The sequence below is a fragment of the Cupriavidus ulmosensis genome, from assembly GCF_977008105.1.
Map to the genome: position 1 here is coordinate 1,429,323 of NZ_CDRMWP010000001.1, position 14,339 is coordinate 1,443,661.

The 14,339-nt window shown below is 67.8% G+C and carries 15 protein-coding genes; 6 read left to right on the forward strand and 9 right to left on the reverse strand.

All coding sequences use genetic code 11. The features are described 5' to 3' along the window. Positions 1-77: 77 nt before the first annotated feature. A complete protein-coding gene (locus ACWTPI_RS06570; RefSeq protein WP_020201385.1) occupies positions 78-719 on the forward strand; it encodes a glutathione S-transferase in 642 nt (213 codons plus the stop codon). 60 nt (positions 720-779) lie between these two features. Here the strand turns inward: ACWTPI_RS06570 and ACWTPI_RS06575 are convergent, their stop codons facing one another. Together ACWTPI_RS06575 and ACWTPI_RS06580 are read right to left on the reverse strand one after the other, a co-directional pair. Continuing rightward, a complete protein-coding gene (locus ACWTPI_RS06575; protein WP_059412968.1) occupies positions 780-1,970 on the reverse strand; it encodes a pyridoxal phosphate-dependent aminotransferase in 1,191 nt (396 codons plus the stop codon). 72 nt (positions 1,971-2,042) lie between these two features. Then, on the reverse strand, positions 2,043-2,555 hold the full coding sequence (locus tag ACWTPI_RS06580) for a putative toxin-antitoxin system toxin component, PIN family (RefSeq protein WP_020201388.1): 513 nt from the start codon (positions 2,553-2,555) through the stop codon (positions 2,043-2,045). A gap of 39 nt (positions 2,556-2,594) precedes the next feature. Between ACWTPI_RS06580 and yaaA the strand changes: the two genes are divergently transcribed. Further along, positions 2,595-3,380 (forward strand): peroxide stress protein YaaA, encoded by a 786-nt coding sequence (gene yaaA, locus ACWTPI_RS06585; protein WP_454731227.1) that lies wholly within the window; start codon positions 2,595-2,597, stop codon positions 3,378-3,380. A 101-nt stretch (positions 3,381-3,481) separates the two neighbouring features. Continuing rightward, entirely contained in the window at positions 3,482-4,624 is a 1,143-nt protein-coding gene (locus ACWTPI_RS06590; RefSeq protein ID WP_059412966.1) for a M14 family metallopeptidase, read from the forward strand. 304 nt (positions 4,625-4,928) lie between these two features. Here the strand turns inward: ACWTPI_RS06590 and ACWTPI_RS06595 are convergent, their stop codons facing one another. From ACWTPI_RS06595 to ACWTPI_RS06605, 3 genes are all read right to left on the reverse strand, one after another. Continuing rightward, positions 4,929-5,732, reverse strand: coding sequence for a BspC domain-containing protein (locus ACWTPI_RS06595; protein WP_454731228.1), 804 nt, complete (start codon positions 5,730-5,732; stop codon positions 4,929-4,931). A 202-nt stretch (positions 5,733-5,934) separates the two neighbouring features. After that, positions 5,935-6,816 carry an N-formylglutamate amidohydrolase gene (locus ACWTPI_RS06600; protein WP_020201392.1) on the reverse strand — a complete coding sequence of 294 codons (882 nt, stop codon included), beginning with the start codon at positions 6,814-6,816 and terminating at the stop codon, positions 5,935-5,937. A gap of 12 nt (positions 6,817-6,828) precedes the next feature. Next, a complete protein-coding gene (locus ACWTPI_RS06605; RefSeq protein ID WP_454731229.1) occupies positions 6,829-7,815 on the reverse strand; it encodes a tripartite tricarboxylate transporter substrate binding protein BugE in 987 nt (328 codons plus the stop codon). Positions 7,816-8,070: 255 nt separating this feature from the next. On the opposite strand from ACWTPI_RS06605, the gene gcvA reads away from it, so the two are divergent. After that, complete coding sequence (gene gcvA, locus ACWTPI_RS06610) at positions 8,071-8,973, forward strand: transcriptional regulator GcvA (RefSeq protein WP_029043266.1); 903 nt, start codon at positions 8,071-8,073, stop codon at positions 8,971-8,973. 19 nt (positions 8,974-8,992) lie between these two features. Here gcvA and ACWTPI_RS06615 read toward each other — a convergent pair whose 3' ends face one another. The 3 genes from ACWTPI_RS06615 to ACWTPI_RS06625 are packed head-to-tail and all read right to left on the reverse strand — an operon-like array spanning position 8,993 to position 11,683. Further along, positions 8,993-10,168, reverse strand: coding sequence for a vWA domain-containing protein (locus tag ACWTPI_RS06615; RefSeq protein WP_020201395.1), 1,176 nt, complete (start codon positions 10,166-10,168; stop codon positions 8,993-8,995). A gap of 29 nt (positions 10,169-10,197) precedes the next feature. Next, positions 10,198-10,791, reverse strand: coding sequence for a GNAT family N-acetyltransferase (locus tag ACWTPI_RS06620; RefSeq protein ID WP_020201396.1), 594 nt, complete (start codon positions 10,789-10,791; stop codon positions 10,198-10,200). A 13-nt stretch (positions 10,792-10,804) separates the two neighbouring features. Then, the gene (locus tag ACWTPI_RS06625; protein WP_020201397.1) at positions 10,805-11,683 is read right to left on the reverse strand and encodes an AAA family ATPase; all 879 of its coding nucleotides are present in this window, start codon (positions 11,681-11,683) and stop codon (positions 10,805-10,807) included. 430 nt (positions 11,684-12,113) lie between these two features. Here ACWTPI_RS06625 and ACWTPI_RS06630 point away from each other — a divergent pair, with 430 nt between their 5' ends. Further along, positions 12,114-12,461 (forward strand): c-type cytochrome, encoded by a 348-nt coding sequence (locus tag ACWTPI_RS06630; protein ID WP_029043267.1) that lies wholly within the window; start codon positions 12,114-12,116, stop codon positions 12,459-12,461. An 11-nt stretch (positions 12,462-12,472) separates the two neighbouring features. Beyond that, positions 12,473-12,871, forward strand: a complete 399-nt coding sequence (locus tag ACWTPI_RS06635; protein ID WP_059412962.1) for a c-type cytochrome — start codon at positions 12,473-12,475, stop codon at positions 12,869-12,871. Positions 12,872-12,985: 114 nt separating this feature from the next. Here the strand turns inward: ACWTPI_RS06635 and ACWTPI_RS06640 are convergent, their stop codons facing one another. Beyond that, positions 12,986-14,338, reverse strand: a complete 1,353-nt coding sequence (locus ACWTPI_RS06640) for a Fic family protein (RefSeq protein WP_454731230.1) — start codon at positions 14,336-14,338, stop codon at positions 12,986-12,988. Position 14,339: the final 1 nt, after the last annotated feature.

The following is a 14,339-nucleotide window of genomic DNA, read 5'->3' on the forward strand; positions in this document are numbered from 1 at the left end:
GGCAATTCGCCGGGCAATTTTTTCGCGGCCCCGCGCCGCGTCCCCCGCGCGACCCGCACAACAAGGAGAGAGACGACATGCTGAAGCTCTGCGGATTTTCCGCCAGCAACTACTACAACAAGGTCAAGCTGGCCCTGCTGGAAAAGAACCTGCCGTTCGAGGAAGAGCTGGCCTGGCTCGGCGAGACCGATCCCGAAGCCTCGCCGCTGGGCAAGGTGCCCTACATGATCACCGATCGCGGCCCGCTGTGCGAGTCCGAAGTGCTGGACGCCTACATCGAGTCCACCTACCCGCAGGCGCCGCTGCTGCCGGCGGACCCGTTCCAGGCCGGCAAGGTGCGCGAACTGGTGACGTTCCTGGAGCTGTACCTCGAGCTCACCGCGCGCGAGCTGTATCCGGCGGCCTTCTTCGGCGGCAAGGTGAGCGACGGCACCAAGGAGCGCCAGCGCAGGCTGCTCGAGCGCTATATCCCGGCGTTCGGCAAGCTGGCGAAGTTCTCGCCCTATCTCGCCGGCGACACCTTCACGCTGGCCGACTGCGCGGCCGTGGTGCACCTGCCGCTGGTTTCCGCCTGCACGAAGATCGTCTACGGCGAGGACATGCTGGCCGGGCTGCCGGTCAAGGACTATCTCCGGCGCATGTCGGAGCGGCCCTCGGTGCAGCGGGTCAACGCGGACCGCAAGGCGAATACGGAGCTGATGCTCAGCCGCCGGAAGTAGCGCGGCCGGCGGGCGCGCCGTTGCCGGGGACTGTAGGCGCGCCGACCGCGCCTACCGTGCCTACAGCGTCTTCAGCCGCTCCAGCGCCAGCGCCAGCGTTTCCTCTTTCTTGGCGAAGCAGAAGCGCACCACGCCGGATTCGCGCGGCTGCGAGTAGAACGCCGACACCGGGATCGCCGCCACGCCGATCTCCTTGGTGAGCCACATCGAGAAATCGGCCTCGCTCATGTCCGAGATGGCCGAATAATCCACGCACTGGAAGTAGGTGCCGTCGGACGGCAGCAGCTTGAAGCGCGTGCCGGCCAGCCCGGCGCGGAAGTAGTCGCGCTTGGCCTGGTAGAAGTCGGACAGGCCGAGGTAGGGCGCGGGGTCGGCCATGTAGCTGGCCAGCCCGTGCTGCACCGGCGTGTTCACCGTGAACACGTTGAACTGGTGCACCTTGCGGAATTCGGCCGAGAGCGCCGCCGGCGCGGCGACGTAGCCGACCTTCCAGCCGGTCACGTGGTAGGTCTTGCCGAAGCTCGACACCACGAAACTGCGGCGCGCCAGCTCGGGGTGGCGCGACACGGATTCGTGGCGCTGGCCGTCGAACACCATGTGCTCGTAGACCTCGTCGGACAGCAGCAGGATGTCGGTGCCGGCCAGCAGCCCGGCCAGGCGCTCCATGTCGCCGGCGCGCCAGATGGTGCCGGTGGGGTTGTGCGGCGTGTTGACCATCAGCATGCGCGTGCGCGGCGTGATGGCCGCGGCGATGCGGTCGAACGGCACGCGGAAATGCGGCGCGTCGAGCGCCACCGACACCACCTTGCCGCCGGCCAGCTCGATGGCGGGGATGTAGCTGTCGTAGCACGGCTCCAGCACGATCACCTCGTCGCCCGGGTGGACCGCGCACAGGATGCTGGTGAGGATGCCCTGGGTGGCGCCGGCGGTGACGGTGATCTCGCTGTTCCAGTCATAGGCATGGCCGTACAGCTTGCCGACCTTGTCGGCGATGGCCTGGCGCAGCGCGGGCACGCCCGCCATCGGCGGGTACTGGTTGAGGCCGGCGCGCATGGCATGGGTCACGGCGTCGACGATCTTCGGGTCGCAGTCGAAGTCCGGGAAGCCCTGGCCGAGGTTGACGGCGTTGCGCTCGGCGGCCAGCGCCGACATCACGGTGAAGATGGTGGTGCCGACCTTGGGCAGGCGCGACGGCGGCGGCGTGATCGGCAGGGAAGACGAGGCGGGCTGGACGGAAGGCTGGCTGGACATGGGCGGCGGCGTCGGGCAGGAGCGGCGGTCGGGGATCGGAGAAGCGAACAAGGCAAGAGGCAATGCCGCATTCTAGCGGGGATCGGCCGTTGCCTGCGCGGCGCCGGCGCGCGCCGCCAGCCAGGCCGGGAAGGCCTGCGGCAGCAGGATGTCCACGCCGCTCTGGCGGCGCAGGCGGCCCTTGAGCTTGAGCACGGCCTTGTCCTTGGACACCAGGCAGGCGGCCTGGGCGAAGTGGGCCAGCTCGATGAATTTCTGATCGTCGGTGTCGCGGCAGCGCGGCAGGCGCGCGGCCAGCGTGTCGGCCTCGGCCGGGATCTCCAGGGCCGTGGTGAGGCGGTCCACGGTGGCCAGCGCGGCCGGGATGTCCACTTCGAAGCGGGCGAATTGCGGATAGGCCAGCACCCGGCGCAGCTCTTCGCGGCAGTCGGGGCGGATCACCGCGGCGATGGCGCCGCCGTGCAGCGCGGCGCGGATGGGCTCGACGTGGGGGTCGGCGAAGACCAGCAGGTCGACCCAGATATTGGAGTCGAGCACCACGCGCGGCGCGGCGCCGGCGGGGGCTTCGGTGGAGTGAGATGGCATTCGTTACAATCGGGTCTTTGTGTTTGCCGCGATTTTGCCATGCTCATCGTCCTGTCCCCCGCCAAGTCGCTCGACTACGAGACGCCGGCACGCCTGAAGACCCATACGCTGCCGCGTTTCATCGAGCGCTCGGCGACGCTGATCGCGCGCCTGCGCAAGCTCGCCCCGCAGGACATCGGCGCGCTGATGGACATCTCCGACAAGCTCGCCGTGCTCAACGCCACGCGCTACGGCGACTGGTCGCCCGAGTTCACCGCGGCCAACAGCAAGCAGGCCGTGCTGGCCTTCAACGGCGACGTGTACGAGGGGCTGAACGCGCCGTCGCTGTCGGACGACGACCTCGCCTTCGCGCAGAAGCACGTGCGCATTCTCTCGGGCCTGTACGGCGTGCTGCGCCCGCTCGACTGGATGCAGCCCTACCGCCTGGAGATGGGCACGCGCCTGGACACCGCCGCGGGCAAGGACCTCTACACGTTCTGGGGCGACGACGTCACGCGGCTGCTGCAGGATGACTTCAAGGCGCTCAAGGCCGAGGGCGCGCCGGTGCTGGTGAACCTCGCCTCCGAGGAATACTTCAAGGTGGTGCGCCCCAAGGTGCTCGGCGCGCGCATCGTCACGCCGGTGTTCGAGGACTGGAAGGGCGGCCGCTACAAGATCATCTCGTTCCACGCCAAGCGCGCGCGCGGCACCATGACGCGCTACGCGGTGACGCATCGCATCACCGACCCGGCCAGCCTCAAGCGTTTCGCCGAGGACGGCTATGCCTTCGACCAGGACGCATCGGACGACGCGCGCTGGGTCTTCCGCCGGCGCCTGGAAGACTGAGCGGCCGCGCCGCCCGGCCATCGCCGGCCCCGTTTCTTGCCGTTGCCGCGCGGCGCCGGCGCGCACGCACCACAGAACCCGCACCACAGAACCCGCACACCATGACCCAAGCCCTGCACATCTCCGCCAGCTTCGACTCGGGCGCCATCGAAGTCGAATCGCTGGCGCAGGCCGGCGACATCCGCCTGCGCATCCGCGCCGACTCGCACGCGGAGTTCCGCCAGTGGTTCCATTTCCGCCTGCAGGGCGCGGCCGGCCAGCCCTGCAGCCTGCGGTTCCTCAACGCGGGCGACTGCACCTATCCGGACGGCTGGCGCGGCTACCACGCGGTGGCCTCGTACGACCGCGCGTACTGGTTCCGCGTGCCGACCGCCTTCGACGGCAGCACCATGACGGTGTCGTTCACGCCCGAGCACGACAGCGTGTGGCTGGCCTACTTCGAGCCGTATCCCGAGGAGCGCCACCTGTCGCTGCTGGCCACCTCGCAGCGCTCGCCGCTGGCGCGCCTGTCGCACCTGGGCAGCACCGTGGACGGCCGCGACATGACCGCGGTCACGGTGGGCAAGCCCGGCGACGGCAAGAAGACCATCTGGATGATCGCGCGCCAGCATCCCGGCGAGACGATGGCCGAGTGGTTCTGCGAAGGCGTGCTGCAGCGCCTGACCGGCACCGGCATGTGGGCCGGCGACCCGGTCGCGCGCCGCCTGCTCGAGCGCGCCGTGTTCCACATCGTGCCGAACATGAACCCCGACGGCGCGGCGCGCGGCAACCTGCGCACCAACGCCGCCGGCGCCAACCTGAACCGCGAGTGGATGGCGCCGAGCCTGCAGGCCAGCCCCGAGGTGTACCACGTGCGCCGTGCCATCGAGGCGACCGGCTGCGACATGTTCTTCGACATCCACGGCGACGAAGGCCTGCCCTACAACTTCGTCGCCGGCAGCGAGATGCTGCCCGGCTTCACCGAGGCCCAGCGCGCCGAGCAGCTGCGCTTCATCGAAGCGTTCAAGCGCGCCACGCCCGATTTCCAGGACGTGTACGGCTACGCCGCCGGCAAGTACAACGCGGACGCGCTCAAGCTGGCCTCGAAGTACATCGGCCATGCCTTCGGCTGCCTGTCGCTGACGCTGGAGATGCCGTTCAAGGACAACGCCGACCAGCCCGATCCGGTGGTCGGCTGGAACGGCGCGCGCAGCGCGCTGCTGGGCGCGGCGATGCTGCAGGCGGTTCTGGCGCAGTTGGATTGAGGGGGCGCGGGCAAGGGAAAAAGCCCGGGGCGACTGACGAAGCCGCCAGAACGGGCCCAAGCCGCGAGAGCTAGCCCAAGCAAGGTGTCCTCCCTCTCCCCTCACGGGGAGAGGGCCGGGGAGAGGGGCGGTTTGGCTAGGAGCCACAGCAAGCGGGGCCAGCGGTTTTTTCCAGCATAGAGGCCAGCAACGAAGCTGCCGGTTTTTTTCCAGCACGCCAGCATTCGCCAGCGCCGGCCCTCTCCCCCAACCCTTCTCCCGCGAGCGGGAGAGGGGAGCAAACAGGCGGTAGCTCCGCTGTCGCTCAGCGCGCCTTCTTGCCCGACTTCGCGGTGCTCTTGCTGCCGCTCTTGGCGGTGGACTTGCCGCTGGCGCTGGACTTGCCGGCCTTGCCCGAGGACTTGGCCGCCTTGCCGCCCTTGTGCCTGCCGGCCTGGCGGGTGTTGCTGCGCACCGCGGGCGCGGCGGCCGGTTCGCTGATGACGGTGCCGCTGCCATCGAGCAGTTCGTAGGCCAGCATCATGCCGTCGGCGTAGCCGCAGCGCACCTTGACCGCTTCCCACTGGGCCTCGCCGTTGCGCTTGTGCGCGGTGGCGGCGAAGGTCACTACGGAGCTGACCGGCACGGCCTGCTTGCCTTGCGAGAAGCGTCCGTCCCACGGTTCCACCGTGGCCTGCCCGGCGCCGAGCGCGCCGGTCGGGATCTTCAGCGCGTCGAACGTCACCGAGCGCGGCACCACCCAGCTCGCGTGCGCGGCGCAGTCGGCCACGTCGGCGCTGGCGTTTTCGGTCTGCATCAGTTGCTGGCGCATCTGCGCGCGGTACTCGGCCAGGCTCACGCGGCCCTGCGCGGGCAGGGTCACGGTCTTGGTCGGCGGCGTGGCGGCGGGAGCGGGTGACGGGCGGGTGGCGGCCGGCGCGGGAGTGGCGGGCCTGGCAGCGGCGGTCGCGGCTGCGGTGGCGGGCGTGGCGGTGGCGGGGCTGGTTGCCACGGCATCGCGGTCGTTGAGCGGTGTATCGGCGCAGCCCACCAGGGCGATCGCACCTGCCACTGCGGCAGCCAGCGCGCACAGGCGGCTGCCGATCAGGTCAGAGATTCGTCGGATCACGGGATCGTCTTGCTTTGAGGCAAAGGGGTTGGCAAAGGTCTGCCATGATAGAGGAAACCCATGCTGCAAAGTTCCGAAATCTCTTGACCCTAGGTTCTACCCTAGGTGCGGTTGCCGCCACGATGCGCCCGGCATGCCGCTTTCCGGGCGTGCCGGCGCGGCTGCGTTGCACAGCCGCGCGGCAGGCCTTGGCCGTGGCGCTTCAGCTTGCCGAGGCGGCCTTGACGAAGACCTTGAGCTCGTCGAGCAGATGGTTGAGGTCGGCCTTGAGCTTGCCGAAGCCGGCGTTGTGCACGAGGCCCGCCTCATCCATGTACAGCTTGCGGTTGACCTCCAGCTGCAGGCTGTGGCGGCGCTGGGCCGGCTGGCCCACCACGCGCACGATCTCCACGCCCTTGTACGGGTGGTTGCGCCAGACGTCGTAGCCCAGGTCCTTGAGCACGGCTTCCACGCGGTCGGTGAAGCGCTTGTCGCAGGTGGTGCCGTCGCGGTCGCCGACCACGAAGTCGGGATGCTGCAGGCCCGGATGCTCGGTGGCGTACTGCGCCGCCTCGCTCGGCATCGAGTGGCAGTTGACGTGCCACGCGCTGCCGTGCCGGGCGATGGCCTGGTCCGACAGTTTCTGCAGCTGCGCGTAGTAGGGCAGGTAATACCGCGCGATGCGCGCCTGCACCTCGGCCACGCTCAGCTTGCGGTCGTAGATGGCTTCGCCGGTATCCAGCACGCGCCATACCAGGCCCTTGCCGAGCCGGGTCTTGGAGGTTTCCTGGCGCGGGCCGGGCCACGGCGCGTCGAGCAGCGCCTCGTCGATTTCCTCGATGCCGCGGTTGGCATCGAGGTAGCTGCGCGGGAAGCCCGCGCACAGCAGCGCGATGCCGCGTGCGGGGGCGTCGGCGTACAGCTCGTCGACGAAGGTGTCCTCGGCCTGGCGCAGCAGCGGCAGCGGCAGCCCGGCGGCGGGCCGGAAGTCGTCCGGGTAGGTGGTGGCGCTGTGCGGCGAATCGAGAAAGAGCGGGCCGCTCTCGCCTTGCGGCAGTTGCAGCAGGTAGGGAGTGAGCCCGGTCTTTCGGTCTGTTTCCGTCATGATGTGCGTCGGTTAATCCAGGGAGATCTTGGCGGCGCCGGCGATGCGCTTGTTCTTCGCCACTTCGCTCTTGATCTGGGCGGCGAACTGCGCCGGGGTGTTGCCGACCGGCACCGCGCCCAGCTTTTCCAGCTTAGCCTTGACTTCGGGCTGCGCAAGCACCTTGACGGTGGCGTCGTGCAGCTTGTTCTGCAGGTCGGCGGGCAGGTTGGCCGGCGCGATCAGGCCGAACCACGAGGCGTCGTTGACTTCGGGCAGGCCGAGCTCGGCGAAGGTCGGCACGTTGGGCAGGGCCGGCACGCGCTTGGGCGCGGCCACCGCCAGCGCGCGCAGCTTGCCGCCTTCGATGAAGGGCAGCGAGGACGGCAGGTTGTCGAACAGCACCTGCACCTGGTTGGCCAGCGCGTCGTTCAGCGCCGGGCCCACGCCCTTGTACGGCACGTGCAGCAGCTCGGTCTTGCTGCTCATCTTGAACAGCTCGCCCATCATGTGCGAGACGCTGCCGTTGCCGGCCGAGCCGTAGGCCAGCTTGTTGGGCTCGGTCTTGGCCAGCGCGATGAAGGACTTCATGTCGATGGCCTTGACCGCCGGGTTGATGCTCATCACGTTGGGCACCGAGGCCAGGTTGGTGATGGTGGTGAAGTCCTTGGTGGCGTCGTAGGCCAGGCGCGGGTACACGGCCGGGTTGATGCCGTGCGTGGATGCGGTGGCGATGCCCAGCGTGTAGCCGTCCGGCGCGGCCTTGGCCAGGAACGCGGTGCCGATGCTGCCGCCGGCGCCGCCGCGGTTGTCCACCACCACGGCCTGGCCCAGTTGCTGGCCGAGCTTGTCGGCCACGAGGCGCGCCACGATGTCGGTGGTGCCGCCGGCCGGGAACGGCACGACCAGCGTGATGGGCTTGGTCGGGTAGGTGCCCTGGGCCGCGGCCGACAGCGACAGGCCGGCGGCGACGGCGCCGGTGGCGGCGGCAAGAAGGCGGAGCATGTTACGGCGTTGCATGAGTTCGGTTCCTGGTGGGGAGTATGGGGAGACGGAAAGCCAAGAAGCGGCTAGGAAGTGGCTAGGAAGCGGCGAAGAGGTGACGAAGCAGCGACAGAGCAGCGACGAAGAAGGTGACGGATCGCCGGCAGGGCCGAAACGTCTTGAAAATAAGTCAAAGCGGCTTTCCCTGATTCTGCGCGTTCGTGCACGCGGACCGCAAACGAAATAAAATCGCGGGATCATTCCATTTGGTAGTGAAGTAAGGGGTAATCTATGCGACGCTTGTGTCCGTCGCTGACCGAATTGCAGGCTTTCGAGGCCGCCGCGCGCTACAACAGCTTCACCGTGGCCGCCCGCGAGCTCCACGTGACGCAGGGGGCCGTCAGCAAGCAGGTGCGCAGCCTGGAAGCCTTCCTCGGCGTGGAGCTGTTCGAGCGCGTGCGCCAGCGCCTGATGCTGACCGACGCCGGCCAGCGCTACCTCGACCGTATCCGCCCCAGCCTGACCGAGATCGAGGCCGCCACGGTGGAGCTGATCGCCCGCCAGGGGCGCGGCGGCACCCTCCATATCGCCAGCATGCCCACGCTCGGCGCCAAGTGGCTGATCCCGCGCCTGCCGCAGTTCTTCGAGAAGCATCCCGACGTGAGCCTGGAGTTCGTGCCGCATGCGCAGGGCTACGATTTCTCGCAGCCCGACCTCGACGCCGCCATCCGCTTCGGCGACGGCGTGTGGCCGGGCAGCCTGGCCGACTACATGACCGGCCGCGAGGTGCTGCCGGTATGCCGGCCCGGCCTGCTCGCCGGCGAGCCCGACGGCATGGCGCGCCTGCCGGCAGCGCTGCTGCGCTATCCGCTGCTGCACCACACCACGGTGCCCGAGGCGTGGGCCGACTGGTTCGCCGAGCTTGGCGTGGCCACGCGCAAGGCCTGGAGCGGCGCGCGCTTCGACCAGTTCTCGCTGCTCACGCAGGCGGCCATGTCGGGCCTGGGCATCGCGCTGATCCCGCGCTGCCTGATCGAGCAGGAGCTGGCCAGCGGCGCGCTGGTGGTGGCGCACCCGGCCCGCGTGCTGAGCAAGAAGGGCTACTACCTGTGCTATCCCGAGCAGAAACAGCACCTGCCGGCGCTGCAGACGTTCCGCCAGTGGGTGATGGAGGGCGTGGACGTGGTGGCCTGAGGCGGGGCCGGGCGGGCCGCTACTTCGACAGCACCCGCATGGCCTGCTCGAGGCCGTTGAGCGTGACCGGGTACATGCGCGACTTCATGATCTGGCTGATCACCGTCACCGACTGGCGGTACTGCCACAGGCCCTCGGGCTCGGGGTTGAGCCAGACGAAGCGCGGGAACTGCTCGATCAGGCGGTTGAGCCAGACCGCGCCCGCTTCCGGGTTGTTGTATTCCACCGAGCCGCCCGGCTGCAGGATTTCGTACGGGCTCATGGTGGCGTCGCCGACGAAGATCACCTTGTAGTCCGAGCTGTACTTGTGGATCAGGTCCCAGGTGGCGATCTTCTCGGCGTGGCGGCGCCGGTTGTTCTTCCACACGTAGTCGTACACGCAGTTGTGGAAGTAGTAGTACTCGAGGTGCTTGAACTCGGTCTTGGTGGCCGAGAACAGTTCCTCCACGCGCTTGATGTGGTCGTCCATCGAGCCGCCCACGTCGAGCAGCATCAGCACCTTGACCTTGTTGTGGCGCTCCGGGCGCAGCTTGATGTCGAGCAGGCCGGCATTGGCCGCGGTCGCGTGGATGGTGTCGTCGAGGTCGAGCTCGGTCTCCGCGCCTTCGCGCGCGAAACGGCGCAGGCGGCGCAGCGCCACTTTGATGTTGCGCGTGCCGAGCTCGACCTGGTCGTCGTAGTCCTTGTAGGCGCGCGCCTCCCACACCTTGATGGCGGTGCGGTTGCCCTTGGACGGGCCGCCGATGCGGATGCCCTCGGGGTTGTAGCCGCCGTGGCCGAACGGCGAGGTGCCGCCGGTGCCGATCCACTTGTTGCCGCCCTCGTGCTTTTCCTTCTGCTCCTCGAGCAGCTGCTTGAGGCGCTCCATGAGCTTGTCGAGCCCGCCCATCGCTTCGATCTTGGCCTTTTCCTCGGCCGACAGCTCGCGCTCGAGCGTCTTCTGCAGCCAGTCCAGCGGGATGTCGGACTTCCAGTCGACCAGGTTCTCGACGCCCTTGAAATAGGCTGCGAAGGTCTGGTCGAACTTGTCGAAGTGCTTCTCGTCCTTGACCAGCGCCATGCGCGACAGGTAGTAGAACTCGTCGATCGACGGCGAGATGACGCCGGCCTTGAGCGCCTCGAGCATGGTCAGGTATTCCTTGACCGAGACCGGCAGCTTGGCGTGGCGCAGTGAGAAGAAGAAGTCGATCAGCATGATGCCTCGCTTTCAGTCGGCGCGCGCTGTCAGCGCGGGCGCTCGAGCTGGAACTGCAGGTGTTGGCGCACGGTCGGCCATTCGCTGGCGATGATGGAGAACACCACGGTGTCGCGCAGCGAGCCGTCCGGCATGCGCTGGTGGTTGCGCAGCACGCCGTCCTGCTTGGCGCCGAGCCGCGCGATGGCGGCGCGGCTCTGCTGGTTCATCCAGTGCGTGCGGAATTCCACCGCGATGCAGCCGAGATGGTCGAACGCATGGCCCAGCAGCATCAGCTTGCATTCGGTGTTCAGCGGCGAGCGCTGCACGCGCCGCGCATACCAGGTCGAGCCGATCTCGACGCGCCGGTTGGCCGCGTCGATGTTCATGAAGGTGGTCATGCCGGCCAGCTCGCCGGCGGCGTCGCGCACCGCGAACGGCAGCATCGAGCCCTGTTCCAGCAGGCCCAGGCGCCGCGCGATCTCGGCTTCCATGCGATCGGGCTCGGGCACGCTGGTGTACCAGAGCTTCCACAGCTCGCCGTCGGCCACGGCGGCGCGCAGGCCGTCGGCATGCTCGGGGCGCAGCGGCTCCAGCGTGGCGTGACGGCCCACCAGCGTCACGGGTTTGGCAAAGGCAGTCATGGCGGGTCCGGGTTCAGCGGTTGGCGCGGTTCATGAACACCAGCCGCTCGAACAGGTGCACGTCCTGCTCGTTCTTCAGCAGCGCGCCGTGCAGCGGCGGGATCGCGGCCTTCTTGTCCGGGCTCTTGAGCGCCTCGGGCGGGATGTCCTCGGCCATCAGCAGCTTGAGCCAGTCGATCAGCTCCGAGGTGGAGGGCTTCTTCTTCAGGCCCGGCAGGTTGCGCATCTCGTAGAACGACTCGAGCGCGGCGGCCACCAGTTCGCGCTTGATGCCGGGATAGTGCACGTCGACGATGCGCTGCATGGTCTCGGCGTCGGGGAACTTGATGTAGTGGAAGAAGCAGCGGCGCAGGAAGGCGTCCGGCAGCTCCTTCTCGTTGTTGGAGGTGATGATGACGAGCGGGCGGTGCCTGGCCTTGACCAGCTCGCGCGTCTCGTACACGTAGAACTCCATGCGGTCGATCTCGCGCAGCAGGTCGTTGGGGAATTCGATGTCGGCCTTGTCGATCTCGTCGATCAGCAGCACCACCTGCTGGTCGGCCTCGAACGCCTGCCACAGTACGCCCTTGACGATGTAGTTGCGGATGTCGTGCACGCGGTCGTCGCCGAGCTGCGAGTCGCGCAGGCGCGAGACCGCGTCGTACTCGTACAGGCCCTGCTGCGCCTTGGTGGTCGACTTGATGTGCCATTGCAGCAGCGGCATGCCCAGCGCCGCGGCCACTTCCTCTGCCAGCATGGTCTTGCCGGTGCCGGGCTCGCCCTTGATCAGGAGCGGGCGCTGCAGCGCGCGGGCGGCGTTGACGGCCAGCTTGAGGTCATCGGTGGCAACGTACTGCTGGCTGCCTTCGAAGCGGGTCTGCTGGTTGGGGCTGGCGTTGGTGGTGTTGGACATGAGGCAACCTGATGAGGGGTTCGTGCGTGTCGGAATGGGCCAGTATAAAAGAGCTTTTCCGTTCGTGTATGGCGGCGTGCACCATGCTGGACGCTCGCGTGCAGCCTGCTGTACAATGCGCCGGTTTGACGCGCCCCCCAAAGTCCTATATCTCCACCGTCCGGTTCGTCCGCCCAGTCATGCGCGCGGCCCCTGCCGGGAGGCGGCGTGCGAAGAGATGGTTGCAGAATGAGGCAGGTCCGTGCCCGCTTCGCCTGGCCACTTCCAGGCGTGGACGTCCCGACGAAGGACGCCCGCTGTGCCCGACCCCGCTGGCAGCGCCACATCGAGCCGCAGGCAGATGCGGCTTCCCCGCCGGACCCATTCCGAAGCCATTTCCGACCGGTCGGGCAGGTCTCCCAGGGTTTTACACTTCCAATCAGCTACGACAATGAAAAAGCTCCTCACGATGGTGGTGCTGGGCGCAGCCGCAATGGCTGTGCACGCCCAGGAAGTCAAAGGCAATGTGGATGCAGCCAGAAACAAGGTCGCAATGTGTATCGGATGTCATGGTATTCCCGGATACCGTGCCTCGTTTCCCGAGGTGTATCAGGTGCCGCTGCTGGGAGGCCAGAACGCCAAGTACATCGAGAACGCGCTCAAGGAATACCAGAAGGGCGACCGCAAGCACCCGACCATGCGCGGCATCGCCGCCACGCTGAGCGACCAGGACATCGCCGACGTGGCCGCCTACTACGCGCAGCAGACCTCCGGCACCCAGAACAACAACCAGAAGTGAGGGGACCCTCCATGAATACGCTCAAGACGCTTTCGCTCGCGGCCGGCGCGCTCGTGCTGGGTGGCGCGGCTTTCTCCGCCGCGGCGGCCGACATCGCCGCCGGCAAGGCGCTGGTGGAAAAGGGCAACTGCGTGGCCTGCCACGGCGCCGGCATGAATGCGCCGATCAGCCCGGACTACCCGAAGCTGGCCGGCCAGCACGCCGACTACCTGTACCACGCGCTGGCCGCCTACCAGATCACCACCAACCCGCAGGTGGGCCGCTCGAACGCCATCATGGCCGGGCAGGTCAACGCCAATCCCGCCGTGACCGGCAAGGACGGCAAGCCGCGCCCGTTCACGCGCCAGGAACTGCGCGACATTGCCGCGTACATCGAATCGCTGCCGGGCGGGCTGGTGTTGAAGAAGTAGGGACGGCACGCATGCCGTGCCGCCGACAGGCGGGGCGGCGCCCCGGCACACCCTGCCGTTCGGGAATGGCTTCCTGTTTCGCGAAGGCGCCGTCCCGGCGACGACGATATGCCGCTACTGCGGCCGCCCCGCGGCGATCCACTGCCTGGTCTGTCCCGGCGTGAGCCGGTAGCGGGCGCAGTTGTGCAGGTCCAGCGTTCGCAGTTCCTGCGCGAGCATCGGCTGGAAAACCTGCGCATCCTGTTCGGACAACCCCAGCAAGGCCACGGCTTCGGCGACCGTCTGTCCATCGCGGACAATATGGCCGATCGTCTCGTTCAAGGCTTCCCGGAAGCGCAGTCGCATCGGGTCGGGAACACCCATCGCCTCGATCTGGACAGCGTATTTCCTGATCGAGCGCCGATAGGCCCATTCGAACAGGTCCGCAGCCAGCGCCACGTCGCGATGCTCGTACACGCCCATCATGGCGCAGGCATAGTCCTGCGCTTCCACATCCAGGAACGACAAGGGCGCGCAGTTGTACAGCATCAGGGGAATATTGGCCGACAGGCGGCTGGTACGCTTGTTGCCGTCCTCGAAGGGCTGCAGATAGGCCAGATTCACCCAGAGGAAGAAGGCCGACTCCACCGGGTTCTTGATCTGCCGCGCCTTCTCCACGATGTGCCCGAACATCTCCTCCAGCAGCGCGGGAGCTTGTGCCGGGACGTAAGTGGTGTCGCTGATATTGACCACCTTTTGGCGAATGCTGCCCAGGCCATGGGCGTCCGCCAGCAGGTCTTGCATCAGGATGGCATGCAGGTTTCTGATCAGGGCCGGCGTCAGGCCGTACTCGGGCACCGCATCGACCAGGAATTCGATGGCGGCCTTGTGGTTGAGCAACATGACCGCGTCCAGATCGCTGCCGGCCATGCCGTTCTTGAACAGTTCTTCCGTGGCCAGCAGGGAATAGCGATTGCCCTCCAGGCGCGACGAGGACCAGGACAGATCGATGAGCAGGGGCCCCAGCACGTTGCGCGCATAGGTTCCGGCGGGCTGTTGTCCGCGCAGGCGTCCCTCTTCGGCCAGCGCGTGCGCGATGGCTTCGGGCAGGAGGGAACTCTGGTTCGGCACATAACCGTCCACGAAGGCGCGCTGGTAGCCGACGGCCTCGCGCGCGGCCAGCGGCCGCTTCAGCTCGGCCAGCAGCGCTTGGCCTCGCGCGGACAACGAGAAGCCTGGCACAGGCGATAACGCTCGCGGCGCCGCCGGCTGCGACGCCGCGGGCAAGCTCGGCGCCAACCGGTATCGCGTGGCGCGCGCGCGGCCTTCCCGAATCACGCCGCCGGCGCGCACCAACGTGTCGAGCTGGCGTTTCACCGTGGACCAACTGGCATGAACCCGGTTGGCAAGGTCGCGCGAACTCAGCCAGGGAGACGCTGTTTGCGCCTGCGCCTGCAGCGCTAGAAGGATCTCGTCTTGCACGACCACG